The sequence below is a fragment of the Tepidiphilus sp. J10 genome, from assembly GCF_006980785.1.
GTDB lineage: Bacteria > Pseudomonadota > Gammaproteobacteria > Burkholderiales > Rhodocyclaceae > Tepidiphilus > Tepidiphilus olei.
Map to the genome: position 1 here is coordinate 17,607 of NZ_SBHP01000011.1, position 20,729 is coordinate 38,335.

Annotated in this window: 21 protein-coding genes and 1 riboswitch; of the genes, 13 read left to right on the forward strand and 8 right to left on the reverse strand. The window is 65.5% G+C overall.

From position 1 onward, the window contains the following. The first annotated feature begins 20 nt into the window (after positions 1–20). The 4 genes from EPD81_RS10210 to EPD81_RS10225 are packed head-to-tail and all read left to right on the forward strand — an operon-like array spanning position 21 to position 3,390. Positions 21–1,076, forward strand: coding sequence for an NAD(P)-dependent alcohol dehydrogenase (locus tag EPD81_RS10210; RefSeq protein ID WP_142805337.1), 1,056 nt, complete (start codon positions 21–23; stop codon positions 1,074–1,076). A 19-nt stretch (positions 1,077–1,095) separates the two neighbouring features. Further along, complete coding sequence (locus EPD81_RS10215) at positions 1,096–1,860, forward strand: SDR family NAD(P)-dependent oxidoreductase (protein ID WP_142805338.1); 765 nt, start codon at positions 1,096–1,098, stop codon at positions 1,858–1,860. 30 nt (positions 1,861–1,890) lie between these two features. Then, positions 1,891–2,871: a 2-hydroxyacid dehydrogenase gene (locus EPD81_RS10220; RefSeq protein ID WP_185955429.1), complete on the forward strand. Its 981-nt coding sequence runs from the start codon at positions 1,891–1,893 to the stop codon at positions 2,869–2,871. Between the two features lie 27 nt (positions 2,872–2,898). Then, positions 2,899–3,390, forward strand: a complete 492-nt coding sequence (locus EPD81_RS10225; RefSeq protein WP_221929299.1) for a flavodoxin family protein — start codon at positions 2,899–2,901, stop codon at positions 3,388–3,390. Positions 3,391–3,405: 15 nt separating this feature from the next. On the opposite strand, the gene EPD81_RS10230 is transcribed toward EPD81_RS10225, so the two are convergent. After that, positions 3,406–3,780 (reverse strand): hypothetical protein, encoded by a 375-nt coding sequence (locus EPD81_RS10230; protein ID WP_142805341.1) that lies wholly within the window; start codon positions 3,778–3,780, stop codon positions 3,406–3,408. A 115-nt stretch (positions 3,781–3,895) separates the two neighbouring features. On the opposite strand from EPD81_RS10230, the gene EPD81_RS10235 reads away from it, so the two are divergent. Together EPD81_RS10235 and cobA are read left to right on the forward strand one after the other, a co-directional pair. Then, positions 3,896–4,969 (forward strand): PA0069 family radical SAM protein, encoded by a 1,074-nt coding sequence (locus EPD81_RS10235; RefSeq protein ID WP_142805342.1) that lies wholly within the window; start codon positions 3,896–3,898, stop codon positions 4,967–4,969. 155 nt (positions 4,970–5,124) lie between these two features. Beyond that, positions 5,125–5,910: a uroporphyrinogen-III C-methyltransferase gene (gene cobA / locus EPD81_RS10240; protein ID WP_221929300.1), complete on the forward strand. Its 786-nt coding sequence runs from the start codon at positions 5,125–5,127 to the stop codon at positions 5,908–5,910. 9 nt (positions 5,911–5,919) lie between these two features. Here the strand turns inward: cobA and EPD81_RS10245 are convergent, their stop codons facing one another. Both EPD81_RS10245 and EPD81_RS10250 read right to left on the reverse strand, forming a co-directional pair. After that, on the reverse strand, positions 5,920–6,771 hold the full coding sequence (locus tag EPD81_RS10245; RefSeq protein ID WP_142805344.1) for an EamA family transporter: 852 nt from the start codon (positions 6,769–6,771) through the stop codon (positions 5,920–5,922). Between the two features lie 69 nt (positions 6,772–6,840). Beyond that, positions 6,841–7,728: a lysophospholipid acyltransferase family protein gene (locus tag EPD81_RS10250; RefSeq protein WP_142805345.1), complete on the reverse strand. Its 888-nt coding sequence runs from the start codon at positions 7,726–7,728 to the stop codon at positions 6,841–6,843. A 300-nt stretch (positions 7,729–8,028) separates the two neighbouring features. Between EPD81_RS10250 and metK the strand changes: the two genes are divergently transcribed. From metK to EPD81_RS10280, 6 genes are all read left to right on the forward strand, one after another. Further along, positions 8,029–9,195, forward strand: a complete 1,167-nt coding sequence (gene metK / locus EPD81_RS10255; RefSeq protein WP_142805346.1) for a methionine adenosyltransferase — start codon at positions 8,029–8,031, stop codon at positions 9,193–9,195. A 250-nt stretch (positions 9,196–9,445) separates the two neighbouring features. Beyond that, positions 9,446–10,537 carry a calcium/sodium antiporter gene (locus EPD81_RS10260; RefSeq protein ID WP_185955430.1) on the forward strand — a complete coding sequence of 364 codons (1,092 nt, stop codon included), beginning with the start codon at positions 9,446–9,448 and terminating at the stop codon, positions 10,535–10,537. A gap of 58 nt (positions 10,538–10,595) precedes the next feature. Continuing rightward, positions 10,596–10,665, forward strand: a riboswitch (S-adenosyl-L-homocysteine riboswitch). Positions 10,666–10,737: 72 nt separating this feature from the next. Continuing rightward, on the forward strand, positions 10,738–12,147 hold the full coding sequence (gene ahcY, locus EPD81_RS10265) for an adenosylhomocysteinase (protein ID WP_142805347.1): 1,410 nt from the start codon (positions 10,738–10,740) through the stop codon (positions 12,145–12,147). A gap of 65 nt (positions 12,148–12,212) precedes the next feature. Beyond that, positions 12,213–13,064 carry a methylenetetrahydrofolate reductase [NAD(P)H] gene (metF, locus tag EPD81_RS10270; protein WP_142805348.1) on the forward strand — a complete coding sequence of 284 codons (852 nt, stop codon included), beginning with the start codon at positions 12,213–12,215 and terminating at the stop codon, positions 13,062–13,064. 93 nt (positions 13,065–13,157) lie between these two features. Next, entirely contained in the window at positions 13,158–13,406 is a 249-nt protein-coding gene (locus tag EPD81_RS10275; protein ID WP_142805349.1) for a hypothetical protein, read from the forward strand. Then, positions 13,403–13,831 carry a type II toxin-antitoxin system VapC family toxin gene (locus EPD81_RS10280; RefSeq protein WP_142805350.1) on the forward strand — a complete coding sequence of 143 codons (429 nt, stop codon included), beginning with the start codon at positions 13,403–13,405 and terminating at the stop codon, positions 13,829–13,831. Before EPD81_RS10275 ends, EPD81_RS10280 begins: the two co-directional genes overlap by 4 nt. Before the next feature lie 35 nt (positions 13,832–13,866). Here EPD81_RS10280 and EPD81_RS10285 read toward each other — a convergent pair whose 3' ends face one another. From EPD81_RS10285 to EPD81_RS10300, 4 genes are read right to left on the reverse strand one after another with little or no spacing between them, the layout of a single operon-like run. Further along, positions 13,867–14,559, reverse strand: coding sequence for a ligase (locus tag EPD81_RS10285; protein ID WP_185955431.1), 693 nt, complete (start codon positions 14,557–14,559; stop codon positions 13,867–13,869). Beyond that, positions 14,556–14,810 carry a lipoyl domain-containing protein gene (locus EPD81_RS10290; protein ID WP_221929301.1) on the reverse strand — a complete coding sequence of 85 codons (255 nt, stop codon included), beginning with the start codon at positions 14,808–14,810 and terminating at the stop codon, positions 14,556–14,558. Before EPD81_RS10290 ends, EPD81_RS10285 begins: the two co-directional genes overlap by 4 nt. Beyond that, a complete protein-coding gene (locus EPD81_RS10295) occupies positions 14,807–15,844 on the reverse strand; it encodes an alpha-ketoacid dehydrogenase subunit beta (protein WP_142805352.1) in 1,038 nt (345 codons plus the stop codon). Before EPD81_RS10295 ends, EPD81_RS10290 begins: the two co-directional genes overlap by 4 nt. A 12-nt stretch (positions 15,845–15,856) precedes the next feature. Then, entirely contained in the window at positions 15,857–16,864 is a 1,008-nt protein-coding gene (locus EPD81_RS10300; RefSeq protein WP_142805353.1) for a thiamine pyrophosphate-dependent dehydrogenase E1 component subunit alpha, read from the reverse strand. 132 nt (positions 16,865–16,996) lie between these two features. Between EPD81_RS10300 and EPD81_RS10305 the strand changes: the two genes are divergently transcribed. Next, the gene (locus tag EPD81_RS10305) at positions 16,997–19,441 is read left to right on the forward strand and encodes a sensor domain-containing diguanylate cyclase (protein ID WP_185955432.1); all 2,445 of its coding nucleotides are present in this window, start codon (positions 16,997–16,999) and stop codon (positions 19,439–19,441) included. Positions 19,442–19,487: 46 nt separating this feature from the next. Here EPD81_RS10305 and EPD81_RS10310 read toward each other — a convergent pair whose 3' ends face one another. Then, positions 19,488–20,624 carry a sodium:alanine symporter family protein gene (locus tag EPD81_RS10310; protein WP_142805355.1) on the reverse strand — a complete coding sequence of 379 codons (1,137 nt, stop codon included), beginning with the start codon at positions 20,622–20,624 and terminating at the stop codon, positions 19,488–19,490. Between the last annotated feature and the right edge of the window lie 105 nt (positions 20,625–20,729).

Here is a 20,729-nt window from a genome sequence, read left to right on the forward strand (position 1 = left end):
CTCGTTCCGAGGAGCGATTCATGAGCATTCCCGCCAAAGCCTATGCCGCTTTCGACCCGCATTCCCCGCTCGTTCCTTGGGAAATCGCCCGCCGCGAGCCGGGGCCCTACGACGTACAGATCCAGATCCTCTACTGCGGCGTGTGCCACTCCGACCTGCACCAGGCGCGCAACGAGTGGAAGAACACGATCTATCCCTGCGTGCCCGGGCACGAGATCGTCGGGCGCGTGGTCGCCGTGGGGGAAAAGGTCACCCGCTTCAAGGTCGGCGATCTCGCCGGCGTCGGCTGCATGGTCGACAGCTGCGGCCATTGCGACGCCTGTGCGAGTGGCGAGGAGCAATACTGCAGCGAGGGCTTCGTCGGCACCTACAATGGCCGCGGTCCCGGCAGTGAGAACACCTACGGCGGCTACTCCCAGGTCATCGTGGTGAAAGAATCCTTCGTGCTGCACATCAAGCATCCGGAAAAGGACCTCGCCGCGGTGGCGCCGCTGCTGTGCGCCGGCATCACCACCTATTCGCCTTTGCGCCATTGGAACGTCGGCCCGGGCAAACGGATAGGCATCGTCGGCCTGGGCGGGCTCGGGCACATGGCCGTCAAACTCGCCCACGCCATGGGCGCGCACGTGGTGCTCTTCACCACCTCGCCCGGCAAGACGGCCGACGCCAAGCGGCTCGGCGCCGACGAAGTCTGCATTTCCAAGGATCCCGAGCAAATGGCCCGCTACCGCGAGCAGCTCGACTTCATCCTCGACACGGTGGCCGCTCCGCACCGGCTCGACGACTACCTGCAGCTCTTGAAACGCGACGGTACGCTCACCCTCGTGGGCGCCCCTTCCGAGCCGCACCCTTCGCCCGGGGTCTTCAATCTGCTCTTCCGGCGCCGCAGCCTCGCCGGCTCGCTCATCGGCGGCATCCGTGAGACGCAGGAGATGCTCGATTTCTGTGCCGAACACGGCATCGTCTCGGACATTGAGCTCATCCCCATCGATTACATCAACACCGCCTACGAACGCATGCTGAAGAGCGACGTGAAATACCGTTTCGTCATCGACATCGCCGCTTCATTGAAATGAGGATGAAGGAGCCTTCACCATGAAACGACTGGAAAACCACGTCGCGCTGGTCACGGGCGGCGGGCGCGGCATCGGCAAGGCCATCGCCACCCGCCTGTATCAGGAAGGGGCGAAAGTGGCCATCTGCGGCACCACGCCCGAGGTGCTGGACGCGGCTGCGCGCGAGATCGGCCCCGACGTGCTCGCGCTCGTCTGCGACGTCTCGCAGGCCGAGCAAGTCGCGGAAACGGTTCAGCGCATTCGCGAGCGATTCGGCAAAGTCGACATCCTGGTCAACAACGCGGCCGTGATGCTACGCCACGTCAGTCTGGAGCGGGCCGCCCGCCCCTTCACCGAACTGGAAGAAGAAGTCTGGGACCGGGTGATGGCGGTCAACGTCAAAGGCCCGTGGCTGTGCGCCCGCGCCGTCTTCCCCGACATGCAGGCACAGCATTGGGGACGCATCATCAACATCGCCTCGGATACCGTCTTCATCGGTCGCGGCAACGGTGCGCAATACATCACCTCCAAGGCCGCCGTGATCGGGCTCACACGTGCGCTTGCCTGTGAAGTCGGCCGCCACGGCATCACGGTCAACGCCATCTCGCCGGGTCTGACGCAGAGCGAGACGATCCGCGAACACGGTTTCGAGGCCATGGCCCGGCAGCTCGCCGAACAGTCGGCCATCCCGCGACCCGAGGTTCCCGAAGATCTGGTCGGCACCGCCGCTTGGCTCGCCTCCGACGACGCCGCCTTCGTCACCGGTCAGACGATCTGCGTCGACGGCGGGTTGGTGTTGCACTGAGCAAGTATGCACCGACCCAGGAACCTTCTCATGACGACCAACAAACCCACCGTTCTCGTCACCCTGGACCCCGCCGTGCGGGAAACCGTCGAAGGGCGGCTCGGAGAACTCGCCCGGATCGTCTTCCTCTCCGATCTCCCCGAAGCGCAACGGCGTGACGCCCTCGAGGGAGCCGAGTATCTCCTCACGCTCAATCCGCAGCGGGAATTCGGCCCTTGGTGGCCGCAGCAACCGCGCTGGCGATTCGTCCAGTTCACCACCGCCGGGGTCGATCACGTCGACTTCACCCGCATCCCCGCCGAGACGATCGTCGCCAGCAACGTCGGCGGGTTCGCCGAGCCGATGGCCGAATACGTGCTCGCCACGGCGCTCGCCCTGAGCAAGAAACTGCTCCATTACCATCGCCTGCTGCAACAAGGCGTGTTCGCCCAGTTCGGCGAGACCGGCACGCTGCGCGGCAAGACGGTGACGATCCTCGGCTTTGGCGGCATCGGGCACGCCTGCGCCAAGCTGCTGGGTCTCTTCGACGTGCGCCTCTTCGCCATCAACCGCAGCGGCAAGACCGACGTCCCCGTGTGGCGCTGCGGCACCCTCGCCGATCTCGAAGACGCCTTGCGGCTGGCCGACGTCGTGGTCGTCTGCCTGCCGCTCAATCGCGACACCCGGGGCCTGCTCGAGGCGCGCGAGCTCGGATGGTTCAAGGACGACGCCATTTTCATCAACGTCGCCCGCGGCGAGATCGTCGACGAAAAGGCGCTCTACGACTTCCTCCTCGCGCACCCCAAGGCGCAGGCGGCGATCGACGCCTGGTGGATCGAACCCTTCCGCCACGGCGAATTCCGCATGAATTATCCTTTCCTCGACCTCCCCAACGTGCTCGGCAGCCCGCACAATTCCGCCCGCATTCCCGGTTGGGAACGGGTGGCGCTCGAGCGCGCCTGCGACAACCTCGCCCGCGCTCTCAAAGGTGAGTCCGTGCACGGCCTCGTCGACCGTCGCGACTATCTTTGAATCGCCATGGCGCGCCCCGCGGCCCGCATGCTGATCGTCTGGCACTCGCGCACCGGCACCGCCCGACAGATGGCCGATGCCGCCCACGAAGGCGCGCTCGCGGCGCTGCGCGAACTCGAAGCCCTCGAACGCGTGTCGGTCCTCCTACGACGAGCGGCAGAGGCCGCGCTCGAGGACGTGCTCGAATCTGATGCCTACCTCTTCTGCGCCCCGGAGAATCTCGCCACCCTCTCCGGCGAGATGAAGGAATTCTTCGATCGCTGCTATTACGGCGCGCTCGATCGCGTCAATGGCCGACCCTACCTCGCCCTGATCGCCGCCGGTAGCGACGGCACCGGTGCCGTGCGCCAGATCGAACGCATCTGTACCGGTTGGCGCCTGCGTCCGCTCGCCCCCGCCCACATCGCTCTCACGCACGCGCAGACGCCGGAGCAAATCCTCGCTCCCAAGACGCTGCCCGAGCATGAACGCGAACGCTGCCGCACCTTCGGCGCGACGATGGCGGCGTGGCTGGTATGAATCTGCGAGAAGCGATCACCCCCCGTTCGCCGCGGCATACATGGGCTTGCCATCGCTGAGGGCGATCCAGCCTTTCACGATCCGGTAGATCACCCAGACACCAGAGATGACGAGCACGATCATACCCACCGCCATGAACGAAGTGAGCGCCCCTATGACGAACCACAGCAGGCTGTACCAGAACGTGCGGCGCTGCCACAGGAAGTGCGACTCGACCCAGGTGCCGCGCACATCGGGGTATTTCACATAGTTGACGATGATTCCCACCAGATAGGTGACCCCCAGGATCAAGGAGGCCGCGTAGAGCGCATAGACGATGGTGGCCCACTTCTTCGCCTCGCGGAGCTTGGCTTCATCGCCCGCGGATGAGGTTGCCTCGATGATTTCCATGCAATATCCTTTTCGCGCAGAATCCAACAGAAGAAGAATATCATATCCGAGCACAGGAGAACGGCATCTTGCGGCCGCGCAGTCGGTCAATCGAGGACCCACGGACGGATCACCCATGAAACCTCCCTTCCCTTTACGTGGGCGCGGCGTGACGATCGCACCACGGAATCGCTACGCCCGTCTCGAGCGCGAGCCTTTCGACGACGGTTGGCCACAAGAAGAAGAAACGCCCGGCGCGCCTGCGACCGAAGTGCGCTGGGAAGAAGCCCATAGCGCCCTCACGACCAACCGCTCGCCCGACATCGGGTTCGATCGCTCGATTAACCCCTACCGTGGCTGCGAACACGGCTGTGCCTACTGCTATGCCCGACCGATGCATGCCTGGCTGGATCTCTCGCCGGGACTGGATTTCGAGCGCATCATCATCGCCCGACGTCACCTCGCCGACCGACTGCGCGCCGAGCTCAACCGCCCTGGCTATCGGCCTGCGCCGATCGCCCTGGGCACGGCCACCGATGCCTGGCAGCCGGTGGAACGCAAACTGGGGCTCACGCGCGCGGTACTGGAAGTGCTCGCCGAGGCGCGCCATCCCTGGACGGTCGTCACCAAGGGCAGCGGCATCCTGCGCGATCTCGACCTGATCGCCCCCATGGCGGCTTCGGGGCTGTGTGAAGTCTACGTGACGCTGACCACGCTCGATGCCGGCCTCGCCCGCCGGCTGGAACCCCGGGCGGCGAGCCCACGGCGCCGGCTGGAAGTGATCGCGGCGCTCGCACGAGCCGGCGTGCCGGTGGGCGTGAGCCTCGCGCCCCAGATTCCTTTTCTCACCGAAGACATGGAAGCGGTGCTCGCCGCCGCGGCCGAAGCCGGGGCACGCAGCGCGTTCATGAGCATCTTGCGCCTACCGCAGGAGCTGGAGACGATTTTCGACGATTGGCTGCAGCGGCACGTACCCGAGCGGCGTGAGCGCATCCTCGCGCGACTGCGTGAATTGCACGGCGGCAAGCTCGATGGCCCGTTCGGCGAGCGTTTCCGCGGCCGTGGCCCCTGGGCCGACCTGCTCGCCCAGCGCTTTGCCATCGCCCGACGTCGCGCCGGCCTCGAACGATCGCTCCCGCCGCTCGTCACCCACCTCTTTCGCCCGCCGGCGAAGCGCGCCGGCGAGCCGGTGCAGCAGGCGCTCTTTTGAAGGAAGTCCTTGGTCTCTTTCCGCCTCGTCCATCCACGTCCGGACGGGCGCCCCGGTTGAACACTCGGCTCTTTCGATCTTCCCGAGCGGTATGAATGGACGGACCGAACCGTGGTACAAACCGCAACCAGGAACAAACCGCAAAGGATGAGACGATGGAGCGGCAAGCGATCGTGCAGAAAGTCTATCTGGTGGGTGCTGGCCCCGGCGACCCGGAACTGCTCACCGTCCGGGCGCTGCGCCTGCTGCAGGCAGCCGACGTGCTCGTCTACGACAACCTGGTGAGCCCGGCCATCCTCGAGTGCGTCCGCCCCGAGGCGCGGCGCGTCTTCGTCGGCAAGCGCGCCGGGCGGCATACGCTGCCTCAGGAGGAGATCAATGCGCTCCTCGTCGAACTGGGGCAGACTGGCGGGGTGGTCGTGCGGCTCAAGGGAGGCGACCCCTACATCTTCGGCCGCGGCGGCGAAGAGGCCGAAGCGCTCGCCGCAGCCGGCATCCCTTTCGAGGTCGTGCCCGGCATCACGGCGGCCTGCGGCATGGCCGCGAGCCAGGGCATTCCACTCACGCACCGTGACCATGCGCAATCTTGCCTCTTCGTCACCGGTCACCTCAAAGACGGGGCCCTGCTGCTCGACTGGGAAGCGCTCGCGCGGCCACGACAGACAGTCGTTTTCTACATGGGGGTGAGCACTCTGCCCACGATTTGCCGCGAACTCGTCGCCCACGGACTGCCGGCCGACACGCCCGCGGCCGTGGTACGCAACGCGACCCTGCCCGATGCCGAACGCCTCGTCGGCACATTGGCGAGCCTGCCCGCCCTGGCGGCCGCCGCCGAGCTTGCCCCGCCGGCGCTGCTGGTGGTGGGCGAAGTGGCGGCGCTCGCGGAACGGCTCGCACCCCGAGCGGCGGCAGTCGATCAACCCATCCCGCAAGCAACCTGAATCATTCCCTCAGCAGGAAAGTAAAAACAGACCGAACGTAATCACTCCAGCTGCCACCAGCCGCCAACGCCAATGCTCACGCTCACGGAACACCGCGATCGAAAGCACGCTCGCGACGACGATGCCGGCGTTCGTATACGCCACCACCTCGGCGGCCGGCAGGAAACGCATCGCGTGAATCACCAGCGCATAGGCCATGCCGATGCACACACCGCCGATCACGAACAGCGAAAAACGGATGCGCCGCGGCGGCACCCACACCCCCTGCTCCCGCCGCAACTGCAGCGTCAAGGCGAGCCACGACGCCGCATAACCCACGCTCAGATAGCCGAGCACGGCACCGAACGAATCAAGGTAGGCCGTCGCTGCCTTGTCGCTGAGCGAATAGAGGCTCGTCCCCAGCATCGACAGTAACGCCCAAGGCAGCGCGCGCCGCTGCGCCCCCGGCCTCGTTCCGGCGAAAGCGAGCAGCAGCAATCCCACCACCGTCACCACGATGCCCGCCCAAGTCGCTGGCCGCAGCGTTTCCCCAAGGAGTGCGGTGCTCCACAGGGCGATCAAGAGTGGCGAACTGCGCACCAGCGGATAGACCAGCGCCACCGGCGCACATTCGTACGCCTTGCGCAGACCGACGAAGTACACCACGTTGCCGCTCGCCGACAAGAGCATTGCCCCCAAGAGCGCTGGCGACCACGTCGCCTCGCGCCAGAGCAAAAACCATCCGACCGGCGCCAACAAGACGAGATGACCCAGCAACACCCACCACAAGGGGTAAGACGCCGGCGGCTGACGGCGCACCAACAGGTTCCACGTCACGTGCATCGCCACCGAAGCGGCGAGCGCAAGCCCCGCTTCGTTCATCCCCCGCTCACCGCCACATATTCATGTCGCTGCACGCCTTTGGGGTTCCCAAAACCAGCGGCGGCCCTCTCATGCCCTTGTTCGATACACCGACGCACCCCCCGGCGGGCGCGTCTTGAAGCGGCGATGTACCCAATAGTACTGCGCCGGCATGCGGCAGATCTCGCCTTCGAGCCAACGGTTCATGCGCGCCGCGTCGGCCACCTCATCCTCCGTGGGGAAATCCTTCCAAGGCTCGCCGAATCGCGTCACGTAGCCCTTTCCATCGGGCAGCATCTCGGTGACGCAGGGCACCACCGCCGCGCCGGTGAGCCGCGCCAGGCGCGACAGACCCGTGATCGTGGCCGCCGGCACACCGAAGAACGGCACGAAGACGGACTCCTTGCGCCCGTAATCCAGGTCGGGCAGGTAATAGAGCGGCCGACCGGCGCGCAAAGCGCGCACCACCGGTCGGATACCGTCCTGGCGCGCCACCTGCAGCTGATCGCCGAAGCGGGAACGCCCCCAGTTGAGCCATCGATCGGCCACCGGGTCCCTTTTGGGGCGCGAATAGACGTAGACCCCGTCGTACTCCATCGCCACGCGCGTGCCGCCCATGTCCAGCCCAAGAAAGTGGGGCACGAGCAGGATCACCGGTCGTCCCTGGGCGCGCACGCCATCCGGATGCTCCTTGCCCTCGAGCCGCACCAGCCGCCGGATGCGCTCGGCCGGGGCAAACCAGGAAATCCCCCGCTCCAGGATGCTGCGCCCCAGCAAGCGGAAGTGCTCGCGCAACACCGCGCGGCGCTCCTCTTCCGTCCATTCGGGGAAGCACAACCGCAAGTTGACCTCGGCCACGTGGCGCCGCGAGCGCGCCAGATGAAAGAGCAGCGCCCCGAAACCGCGGCCGAGCGCCGCCAGCAGCGGCAGCGGCAGCCAATGCAACACCCACAGCAAGGCAACCAGCAGACGGGACATTTCCTCATTACCTTGAAGAAGATTTATAATTATCGCTCATCCGCCGAGTTAATCCGACAACTTGCGGGGCGGAGAGCTTGTGAAGAAATCGTCGCGAGCGGGTCGAGTGCGAGGCGCACGGAGCGCAGCGACGAGACATATCGCGAAGATAGGCGAGGAGCGAGCACCGCGCAACGACGCAATCGGGCCGCGCAGCAGATCGATTCACAAGCTCGGACAAGAAATACCGCTAAAGCGTCGCCCGCTCCCCGATCCCCAGAGCCGGCACGCCGCCTTATGGGGATCGAAAGGAGCGAATCGATGGCCAAGGAATACCTCTTCACCTCCGAATCCGTCTCGGAAGGGCACCCCGACAAGGTCGCCGACCAGATCTCCGACGGCGTGCTCGACGTCATCCTCGGTGAAGACCCCCACGGGCGCGTCGCCTGCGAGACCCTCGTCTCCACCGGGCTCGTGGTCATCTCCGGCGAGATCACCACCAAGGCACACCCCAACTACCGCGAGATCGCGCAGGACGTCATCCGGCGCATCGGCTACGACGATTCCGACATCGGTTTCGACTACAAGTCCTGCGCCATCCTCACCGCCATCAACCGCCAATCGCCCGACATCGCCCAGGGTGTGGGCAAGGCCTTCGACGACCCGCTCGACCAGGGCGCCGGCGACCAGGGCCTCATGTTCGGCTATGCCTGCAACGAAACCCCCGTGCTCATGCCGCTGCCCATCTACTACGCCCACCGCCTCATGCAGCGCCAGGCCGAAGTGCGCAAGGACGGCAGGCTCCCGTGGCTGCGGCCCGATGCCAAATCCCAGGTGACGGTGCGTTACGTAGACGGCAAACCCACCCAGGTGGAAACCGTGGTCCTCTCCACCCAGCACCACCCGGACATCACCTACGACGAGATTCGCGAAGCGGTGATCGAGGAGATCATCCACCCGATCATCCCGCCGGAGCTACGCGCCCCCGACATCAAATACCTCATCAATCCCACTGGGCGCTTCGTCGTCGGCGGCCCGCACGGCGACTGCGGCCTCACCGGACGCAAGATCATCGTCGACACCTATGGCGGTGCGGCGCATCACGGCGGCGGCGCGTTCAGCGGCAAGGACCCTTCCAAGGTCGACCGCTCGGCGGCCTACGCCGCGCGCTACGTGGCGAAGAACGTCGTGGCCGCGGGTCTGGCGGATCGCTGCGAAGTGCAGATCGCCTACGCCATCGGCGTGGCTCGCCCCGTGAGCCTCATGGTCGAGACCTTCGGCACCGGCAAGATCCCCGACGAGAAGATCGAGGCCCTCGTGCGCCGACACTTCGACCTGCGCCCGCGCGCCATCATCGAGATGCTGGACCTGCTGCGCCCCATCTATTCCAAGACCGCCGTTTATGGTCACTTCGGCCGCGAGGAGCCCGAGTTCACCTGGGAAATGCTCGACAAAGCCGAAGCGCTGCGCGCCGACGCCGGTCTGTGACCTTTCACGGACGCCCCATGCGGGCGCCGCGGATCATCGCCGCAAGCGGCTGCAGGCAACGCGCCTAGCGTAAGGATGCCTCCCCCATCCGAGGCGATGGGCAAGCATCCGAGCACGGAAACACGTCGCCAGGCAGCCGCGCAGGAGATTGTTCGCAGCCCTCACGAGGTGCGTCCGCAAAGTTTTTCGAACCCATCATCAGGTTTTCCCGGTGCCATACGGGAGATTTGCCAGGATACAATTCGCTTCCATGTCCTCAGACGCTTCCCTCCTGCTTGACTTCGTCCTGCTCTTCGCCGGACTCGCGTTGCTCACCTTGGGTGCAGAATGGCTCGTGCGCGGCGGCGCGCGCCTCGCAACCCGATTCGGCATCTCGCCCCTGGTCGTGGGGCTCACCATCGTCGCCTTCGGCACCAGTGCCCCGGAACTCGCCGTTTCGGTCGGTGCAGGCTTGCGCGGGGCGCCCGATCTTGCGCTCGGCAATGTGGTCGGCTCCAACATCGCCAACATCCTGCTGATCCTCGGCGTCACCGCGATCATCGGGCATATCCAGGTTCACTCTCAACTGTTGCGGCAAGAAATCCCCGTGCTGCTCGGTGCCGTCGCCCTGTTCTGCACCACCTCCTTCGACGGCATTCTCAGCCGCCTCGATGGGCTGATCCTCTTTTCCTCGATGATCGCCTATACGGTCTTTCTCCTGCGCCAAGCGCGCACCCTCCCGCCCCAGGAAGAAGCAGGGCTTGCCACCGACATCCCGCGAAGCCGCTGGGACGAACACGCGGGTGTGCAGATGGCGCTGGTGCTCGTCGGTCTGGGGCTCCTCATCTACGGGGCCGACCTAGCCGTGGGGGCCGCCTCCGGCATCGCCCGCAGCTTTGGCGTGAGTGAGCTGGTGATCGGCCTCACGGTCGTGGCGGTAGGCACGTCGCTCCCCGAGATCGCCACCTCCGTCGTCGCCGCCCTTCGCGGCCATCGCGATATGGCAGTCGGAAACGTGATCGGCTCCTGCACGTTCAACCTGCTCTCGGTGCTCGGCGCTACCGCCCTGGTCGCGCCGCACGGAATCCTGGTGAGCGAAACGATACGTCACGTCGACTCCTGGGTCATGCTGGGCACCACGGTGGTGCTGCTACCCATCATCGTCTCCGGCGCCGGCATTCGCCGCAGCGACGGGGCCTTGTTGCTCGCCTTCTACCTCGCCTACCTCGTCCATCTGGGGTTGGACGCGAGCGCCCACCCCTGGCGCGAAGGATACATCCAGCTCATGCTCTCCTTCGTCCTGCCGCTCGCCATGGTCTATCTCATGGTGCGTTACGTGCAATCCATCGAGCGCCGCCAATAGCAGGCTGTTCGAGGCCCCCTAAGCGACTGCGCGACCCTTTGCCTTTGCTATAATCCCCGCAACCGAGGAGCGCTGCAACCCGTCCCCGCGGGCCAGGCTCGGTTCAGATTCAACGGCGCTCACCCGTCTTCTCCGGCCGGACGGAAGACGCAGGTGAGCTGCGCATCCGCTCGGCCTCGTTCCCGAATAGGAGCATTTCGATGAACCAGGCCGTATCTACCCCCGACTACGTCGTCTCCGATCTCTCTCTGGCCGAATGGGGCCGTAAGGAGATCCGCATCGCCGAGAGCGAGATGCCCGCCCTCATGGCGCTGCGCCGCGAATACGCCGAGCAAAAACCCCTCACGGGCGCCCGCATCGCCGGCAGCCTGCACATGACCATCCAGACCGCCGTGCTCATCGAAACGCTAGTGGCGCTGGGCGCTCAGGTGCGCTGGGCCTCGTGCAACATCTTCTCCACCCAGGATCACGCCGCCGCGGCGATCGCCGCCGAGGGCATCCCCGTCTTCGCCAAGAAAGGCGAGACGCTCGAAGAATACTGGGACTACACCCACCGCATCTTCGAGTGGCCCGACGGCGGCCACGCCAACATGATCCTCGACGACGGCGGTGACGCCACCCTCCTCCTGCACCTGGGCGCCAAGGCCGAGCGCGACCCGAGCGTGCTCGATCGCCCCACGAGCCTCGAAGAAAAAGTGCTCTTCGCCCGCGTGCGCGCGCAGCTCGAGCGCGACCCCTCCTGGTACTCGCGGCGCATCGCGGCGATCCGCGGCGTCACCGAAGAGACCACCACCGGCGTGCATCGCCTCTACCAGATGCAGGAGCGCGGCGAGCTGCGCTTCCCGGCGATCAACGTCAACGACTCGGTCACCAAATCCAAATTCGACAACCTCTACGGCTGCCGCGAATCGCTCGTCGACGGCATCAAGCGCGCCACCGATGTGATGATCGCCGGCAAGATCGCCGTCGTTTGCGGCTACGGTGACGTGGGCAAGGGCTCGGCCCAGGCGCTGCGGGCGCTGCGCGCCGAAGTCTGGGTCACCGAGATCGACCCCATCTGCGCCCTGCAGGCGGCGATGGAAGGCTACCGCGTAGTGACCATGGAAGAAGCCTGTGACAAGGCCGATATCTTCGTCACCGCCACCGGCAACTACCACGTCATCACCCACGAGCACATGCGCCGCATGAAAGACCAGGCGATCGTGTGCAACATCGGCCACTTCGACAACGAGATCGACGTCGATTCGCTGCGCCAATACCGCTGGGAAAACATCAAGCCGCAGGTCGACCACGTCATCTTCCCCGACGGCAAACGCATCATCCTGCTCGCCGAAGGGCGTCTGGTGAACCTCGGCTGCGCCACGGGGCATCCGAGCTTCGTGATGAGCTCCTCCTTCGCCAACCAGGTGCTGGCGCAGATCGAACTCTACACGCACCCCGAGCGCTACCCCGTGGGCGTCTATCGCCTGCCCAAACAGCTCGACGAGAAAGTCGCCCGGCTGCAATTGACGCGCCTCAACGTCCAGCTCACCCGGCTCACCCCCGAGCAGGCGGCCTACATCGGGGTGCCCCTCGACGGCCCCTACAAGCCTGAACATTACCGCTACTGAGCTCTGCACTGCCGCGCACCGCCCCGCTGCGGAGGGCGTGTGCGCGAACGCCGAGGAATCCCGTGATGCAGCATCTGGAACTGTCCGTCGAATTCTTCCCGCCGCAGACGGCGGAGGGCGAAGCCAAGCTCGAGGAGGCGCGCCGGCGCCTCACGCAACGCCTGCGCCCGGCCTACTATTCCGTCACCTACGGCGCCGGCGGTTCCACCCGCGAGCGCACCTTCGCCGTGGTCGAGCGGCTGCACCGCGCCAGGCTCGACGTCGCCCCCCACCTCTCCTGCATCGGCGCCAGCCGCGCCCAGATCCGCGAGATCCTGCAGCAGTACCAGGCGCTCGGTGTGCGGCGCCTCGTGGCGCTTCGAGGTGACCTCCCCTCCGGCGTGCGCGACCCCGGCGAGCTGCGCTACGCGAACGAACTCGTCGAGTTCATCCGCACCGAGACGGGCGATCACTTCTGGATCGCAGTCGCGGCCTATCCCGAATACCACCCGCAGGCGGCGAGCGCCACGGCCGATCTCGACGCCTTCGCCCGCAAGATGCACGCTGGCGCCGACTGCGCCCTCACGCAGTACTTCTACAACCCCGACGCCTACGCCCACTTCGTCGAAGAATCCCAGCGCCGCGGCGTCACCGCCCCCATCGTGCCCGGCATCATGCCGATCACCAGTTTCGCGCGGCTCGCCCGCTTCTCGGATGCCTGCGGCGCCGAAATCCCGCGCTGGATCCGCAAGAAGATGGAAGCCTACGGCGACGATGCCGAATCGATCCGCGCTTTCGGCCTGGAAGTGCTCGTTCGCCTGTGCGAGCGCCTGCTCCAACTCGGCGCCCCGGGCCTGCATTTCTACACCATGAATCAGGCGGAGCCGACGCTCGCGATCGCCGAGGCGCTGGGATTGACCCCGTGCGCGGCAAGCTGATCGCTGCTGCGCAGAGCCCCTTCTGCGAACCTTCTTGCCGTCTGGACGGTCGATGCTTACACTGAAAGCATGATGCATGTACCGGAGCCTTCCATGTCCAGCTTGACGATCTCCCAGATCGACGAAACCCTAGAGTCAGCCTTGAAACGGCGTGCCGCGCAAGACGGCGTCTCGGTGGAAGAGGAAGCCCGGCGTCTGCTGCGTCGTGCCGTGCTGGAAGAAGAAACACCTGGGTTCGGCCGGCGCATCGCGCAGCGCTTTCACGACCTCGGTGTGGACGATCTCCCGATCCCCCCGCGCACGGCCCCGCGACCGCCCCCCTTCCAAGACGAAACGGCATGATTCTGCTCGACACCAACGTCCTGTCCGAACTCATGCGCCCCGCCCCGGCGCCGCAGGTGCTCGCCTGGCTCGATCGCCAAGTGCCCTCTCAGGTCTACCTCTGTGCTACCGTCCGTGCCGAAATCGAACTGGGCATCGCCCTTTTACCAGACGGCCAAAAGCGCCAAGCGCTCTGCAGCGTTGCGCAGAGCATGTTCCAAGAAGAGTTTGCCGGCCGCTGCCTCCCCTTCGATGAGTCTGCCGCCGTTCGCTACGCAGAAATCGTAGCGTTTCGCCTACGTGCTGGACGTCCGATCAGCGTAGAAGATGCCCAGATCGCGGCGACCGCCCTCAGTCGCGACCTGATGCTCGCAAGCCGCAACGTACGCGATTTTTCCGGCATCCCAGGCTTGCGCTTCATCGACCCTTGGATGATGCCTATTTGAGGCCGTTAGGGCTGCATGGAAGGGCTCTCTTCCCGTTACGTCAGATCTTCTCTCTGCACTGGCAAAGGCTGCGGCACGTCGGTCTTCAAACCGATCACCCGCTCCAAGCACCGTTGCCAGCGCGCAACGAAGTACTGCGGCTCGATCGGAGCGCCGTTCAGTTCCGAGAGGCTCACCGTGCGCGCCCGCAGCAGGGGCTCGTCCTGCGGCCGGGCGAAAGCCGCGCACAGCAGCGCCCAGTCGACGGGGGCAAGCAGCAAGCCCACTCCCAGGACGGCGCCTTCGCGCGTGCGCCGCTGGGCGAAACCGGCGAGCTTGCGCCCCTTGGCATCCGCGAGCTCCCACGGGCCGAAGCTACCAAAACAGGCCCAATCCAACGCCTTGTTCGCCATAGGAACGGTACCGGGTGGCACCGCCCGCACCGCTAGCCCCAAATCGGCGAAGAAGGCGACGTGCGCCTCGGCGCAGCGCCGGTAGGCGTCGACGAGGCTCCCCTCGAGCCAGGGATGGCCGAGCGGCAGACGGATGACGGCGCTCACCCACCCCGGGCCGGCGAGCACGGCGCCGCCCCCGGAGCCACGCACCCGCACGCAGACGCCAGCCGGCAGGCGCGACGCCACTTCCGGCAGCAAACGGCGCTGCGCGCAACCGAGCACCACGGCATGATGCACGGGTGCGCTCACTTCCACCCTCGGAGCCGCAATACCGTGGTTTGCCGCTCCCGTCATGCCACCTCGAGCCGCGCGATCGCCCGTTCCCGTCCGAAAGTCTCCCCTTCCGGCACAAGAATCTGCGCCAAACGACCCGCCTGCGGCGCGATCACTTCGACGTTGGTCTTGACGATCACGACGTTGGCAATCGGCTGCCCGGCCGCGGCCTGCTCCCCCTCGCGGACGAGCCACTTGTCGAGCAACGCTTCGACCCCCTCGTCGACGTCCTCCCAGACCTCCGGAGGCAGCCGGATCTCGATCACGCTCATACACGTCCTCCTGAAGCCACGCGCCCTTGCATCGTTTCCTTGGCCGCAGCCACGATGTGCTCGACTTGCGGGATTGCGAACTGCTCCAGCGGTCGGCTATAGGGAATCGGCACGTTGGGCACGCCGAGTCGCTTGATCGGCGCTCGCAGCGCGATGCGGTCGAGATGCTCGCCGACGATCGCGGCGATCTCGCCCGTGAGACCGAAGCCGAGATAGTCTTCATCGGCCACCAGCAAGCGCCCGGTCTTGGCCACGGAAGTGAGCACCGCCTCGCGGTCGAGCGGCACCAGGGTGCGCAGATCGAGGATCTCGGCCTCGATTCCTTCCTTCGCCAAGATATCGGCCGCGAGCACGGCCTTATGCACCATCTGGCTCAAGGTGACGATCGTAAGATCCTTGCCTTCGCGTACGACGCGTGCCTGGCCGAAGGGGATGGTGTAGGGTTCCTCGGGCACTTCGGTCGTGCTGCCCTCGAAATAGGCCATCCACGGCAAGCCCATGATCCCCTTGTGGAACATGTAGAGCACGGGATTGTCGTCGCGAATCGCCTCGATGAGCAGCCCCTTCGCATCGTACGCGTTCGAAGGCACCACCACCTTGAGCCCCGGCACGTGCGCGAACACGCCGTAGAGACACTGCGAATGCTGAGCTGCGTCGTTGTAGCCGCCGCCGATCGCCGTGGTGATCACCACCGGCAAGCGCACGTTACCGCCGGACATGTAGGTATTTTTCGCCAGATGGTTGTAGATCTGGTCCATGCACACGCCGAAGAAATCGACGAACATCAGCTCGGCCACGGGGCGCATACCCGCGGCTGCCGCCCCGATCGCCGCCCCGATGAAACCGGTCTCGGAAATGGGTGTATCCATCACCCGCTCGGGCCCGAACTTCTCGATCAATCCTTTGGTCGCGCCGAAGATGCCTCCATAGACGCCGACGTCCTCGCCCATGATGAATACGTTCGGATCGCGCTCCATCTCCTGCGCGAAGGCTTCCGAAATCGCCTCCGCCATCGTCAGTCTACGTCCAGCCATCTCTCACCCCCCTCAAACGAACACGTCTTCGAGCGCCTCTTGCGGCGCGGGATACGGACTCTGGCGGGCAAAGGCGAATGCTTCATCCACGCGCTGCCGCGCCCGCGCGACGATTGCCTCCTCCTCTTGCGCCGTGAGCACCCCATCCTGCTTCAGCCTCGCGGCAAGCTTCGGAATCGGGTCGAGCGCACGCAGATGCTTCACCTCGTCCTTCGGACGATAGACCTCCGCATCCCCCTGGAAGTGGCCGAAATAACGGAAGGTTTTCACTTCGATGAGCGTCGGCCCCTCGCCCCGGCGGGCGCGCGCCACCGCTTCGCCCACCGCCTCGAATACCTGCAGCGGGTCGTTTTCCGGCACGCACACGCCCGGCATGCCATAGGCACAGGCGCGATCGGCCACCGAAGCCACGCTCACCGCCTTCTCTTTCGGTACCGAGATCGCCCAGTGATTGTCCTCGCACACGAAGATCGCCGGCAGTTGCCACAGGGCCGCGAGGTTGAGTGACTCGTGGAACGCCCCCTGGTTCGCCGCCCCTTCGCCGAAGAAGGCCACCGCGACGCGGTCCTGGCCGCGCTTCTTCGCCGCGAGCGCCGCCCCGCAGGCCGGCGGCAGGCTCGCCCCGACGATGCCGCTGCAGCTGAAATTGTGCGCCGGGTCGAAGAGGTGCATGTGCCCTCCCTTGCCTTTGCCCAGGCCCGTCTTCTTGCCGAAGATCTCGGCCGTCATCTTGTCGAGCGGCACCCCCTTGGCGATAGCGAAATGGTGCGGCCGGTGCGTGCCCACCACCGTGTCTTCATCGCGCAGATGCGCGCACACGCCCACCGCCACCGGCTCCTGCCCGGCGGCGAGGTGCATCTCGCCGGGCACCGGCCCCGAGCCGATGTCGAAAGCCAACCCTTTCTGGATATTGGGCGGCAACTTCCCCTCCAGATAGACCTTCGCCATCGTCTCCTCGTAGTAGCGGATCTCGACCATCTTCTCGTACATCCATAGCAGCTGCGCTTTGCTCGGCGACATGGAGCCCTCCTCCTGATTTCCGGGTGACCATGGATCATGGTCCGATTCCAGCATAGCCTAAAAAACGGAACCTTGCCGCCAAAGCGTACCCACCTCATCATCGCTATAATGAGCTATCTTCATCGCGTGGATATGGCGAGTGAAATGATGCACCCCACCGCCGCCCTGCTCGCCGGCCCCCTCTTCGAGCACTCGCCCGACGCCATCCTCATCGCCGATACGAACGGCGTGGTGCGCGACGTCAATGCCGAATTCACCCGGCTCACCGGCTACGCACGCGAGGAAATCGTGGGCAAGACGCCGCGCCTGCTCAAGTCCGGCCAGATGCCCCTCGAGTTCTACCGCACGCTCTGGCAAACGGTGCTCTCCGGGCAGCGCTGGCGCAACGACATCCTCAACCGCCGCAAGGACGGTTCGCTCTACTGGGCCGACGAGATCATCCAGCCGATCACGCTCGAGGAAACGGGCCAGACCGTACTCGTCTCCTTTCAGCGTGACGTCACCGAACTGCGGCGAACCCGAGAAGCGCTGGACGAAGAACGTGCCCGCCTGGAGGGGTTCCTTCGCGCGAGCCCTGCCGTGCTCTACGTGGTCCCGGCCACGGGTACCACCCAGCCCATTTTCGTCAGCGACAACGTCCAGGATCTCCTGGGAATCGCCCCGGCGGAACTCCTCTCCGACCCTTGCTGGTGGCTGGAGCGCATCCACCCCGAGGATCGCGAAGCGGTGGAGCGCACGCTCGACTTCCGCTACTGGCCGGACGACACCCTGTTGCGACGCTACCGCCTGCGCCATGCCGACGGCCATTACGTCTGGGTGGAAGACAAGGTCACGCTGGTACGCGACGAACGGGGCGAACCGCGCCTCCTCAGTGGCGCCCTGCTCGACGTCAGCCGTGAATCTGAACAACGGATTCTGCTCGACAAGCTCGCCCGCCATCTCCCCGGTGTGATCTACGTCTTCAAGCGCACCCCGGACGATCACATGTCCTTTCCCTACGCGAGCGAAGGGATGCGCCGTATCTGCGGCGTCGACCCCGACGCGGTCCGCGAAGACGCCACGCCCTTCTTCGCGTCGGTGCATCCCGAAGACCAGGTGGCCATGATGGAGACGTCGGACCATTCCGTCGCCACGCTCGAACCCTGGCGGCTGCTCTACCGGCACGTGCATCCCGACGGACACGTCGTCTGGGCCGAGGGCGAAGCCACCCCCGAGCGCCAGCCCGATGGGTCCACCCTGTGGTACGGCTTCATCGCCGACGTCACCGCGCGTGTCGAGGCCGAACGCCGGTTGCGCGAGCAGGAGCTCCTCTATCACACCGTGCTCGACAACCTGCAGGAAATCTGCTACGTCGCCGAAGTGACCCCCGAAGGGTTTCGCTTCCAAGTGGGCAATAACAGGCTCTATGAACTGCTCGGCATTGCCCCGGAGCGCTGGATCGGCGCACGCCCCCGGGATCTCTTTCCGGCGCAGACCGCCGAACACATGGAAAAAAATCTCCGCCGCTGCCTCGAGGAAGGACGGACTCTGCGCACCGACACCGCGATGGCCACCGCCCGCGGCTGGCGCGAGTTCTCGGCTTCCCTCACCCCTTTGACAGACAAAGATGGTACGGTGCGCCATATCGTCGGTCTGGTGATGGACGTCACCGACTACAAGCGCGCGATCCGACACGCCCAGGAAGCCTCGAAGCTTGCCACCGAACGGGCGCAAACGCTGGAGACCCTGCTCGATGCCGTCGGCGAGGGCATTTTCGGCATCGATCCCGAAGGAACGATCACCTTCTGGAACCCGGCGGCAGAACGCATCCTCGGTTATCGCGCCGAGGACGTCATCGGCCTGGACGCTCATCAGACCTTTCACGATCGTCTGCCGGATGGAACGCCGTATTTGCGCGACGCTTGCCCGGTGCTGCGTGCCATCTGCGAAGGACGGATGTTTTCCCGCAAGGAAGAGTATTTCCGTCACCGCGACGGTCACTGGGTCGCGGTGCTGCTCACCGTCACCCCCATCCCCGGGGATGGCGCCGTGGCCGTCTTCACCGACATCACCGAGCTCAAGAAGATGCAGGAAGACCTGCGTCGCCAGGCCGAGACCGATCCGCTCACTAGCCTGGCCAACCGCCGCACTTTCTTTACCGCCCTGCTACACGCAGGAGAACGGATAGTCCGCCACGGCGATCGCTGCGCCATCCTGATGCTCGACCTCGATCATTTCAAGGCGGTCAATGACCGCTACGGGCACGCCGTGGGCGATGCCGTCCTGCGCACTTTCGCCACGGTACTGCGCAACGCCTTGCGCGGCAATGATCTCCCCGCCCGCATCGGCGGCGAAGAATTCGCCGTGCTTTTGCCGCACACCGATCTTGCCGGCGCGCTCGCGCTCGCCGAGCGGATCCGTCGCGCCGTCGCCAACTACTGTCGCGTGCCGATGCACCCCGAACTGCGCATGACGGTGAGCATCGGCGTGAGCGAGCTGCTGCCCGACGATCCCACGCCCGAAGCCGCGCTCGCCCGTGCCGACGCCGCCCTCTATCGCGCAAAGCAAGAGGGGCGCAACCGGGTGGTGGTCGCCTGAGCGACCTCCCGGCCCGATCGGCCCGGCGCGCCCTCGCTCTGATCGCTCAAGACGACCCGCCTTTCTGGCCGAAATAGCGCTCCGTCTCCGCCTTCACCACCCGGGCGAGCAGCACGAGCGCCACCAGGTTCGGCAAGGCCATCAAGCCGTTGGCCACGTCCGAGAAATTCCACACGAGTTCCAGCTTCACCGTCGCCCCCACCAGGATCACGGCCACGAACACCGTGCGGTAAATGCGGATCGCCTTGTGCCCGAAGAGGAACTCGAACGCCTTTTCTCCGTAGTAGCTCCAACCAAGCACGGTGGAATAAGCGAAGAGCACCGTGGAGAGAATCACCACCCCGGCCCCCGCGTTTCCGAGGTTGTGGGCGAAGCTGCGCATCGTCAGATCCGCCGGAGAGCCGCCTTCGAGCCAGTGCGGCGCCGTCAAGATCACCAGCGCCGTCATGGTGCACACCACCAGGGTGTCGATGAAGGTCTGGGTCATCGACACCAGCGCCTGCTTCACCGGATCGTCGGTCTTGGCCGCCGCCGCGGCGATCGGCGCAGAGCCGAGCCCCGATTCATTCGAAAACACGCCGCGCGCCAGGCCATAGCGCATCGCCGCCGCCACCGTTGCCCCGGCAAAACCGCCAGCGGCCGAGTAGGGGTTGAAGGCGTGATAGAAGATCAACCCGAGCGCCGGCAATAGTTGGTCCCATTGCAGCACGAGCACGACGATCGCCGCCAGACAGTAGAAGAAAATCATGAAAGGCACGAGCCAGGCGGTGAAGCGCCCGATGCTCTTCACTCCACCGAGGATCACCAAGGCGGTGAGAAAGAGCATGACGCCCCCCGAGACCCAGGTCGGAACGCCGGCGGTGGAAGCAAGCAGTTGCGACACCGAATTGACCTGGGTCATGTTGCCGATGCCAAACGAGGCGATGACGGTGAAGATCGCGAAGAGCACCCCGAGCCAGCGTAGCCCCAGACCGTTGGTGAGGTAGTACATCGGTCCGCCTTTGTAGCCGAGCGCGCCCGGCTCGCGGTATTTCACCGCCAGCACGGCCTCGGCATACTTGGTGGCCATCCCCACTAGTCCCGTCACCCACATCCAGAACACCGCCCCCGGCCCGCCCATGGCGATGGCGGTAGCCACACCGACGATGTTGCCGATGCCGACGGTCGCCGGGTTGTGTACCATCCTTTCTGTAAATTCCGTTTAGCGCTTCTGGCAGAAAGTGCGCGGCGGTAGGTCTGACGCCATGACTTCGAGAAAGGAGTACGCCCATCATGGCGATGCGTGTCG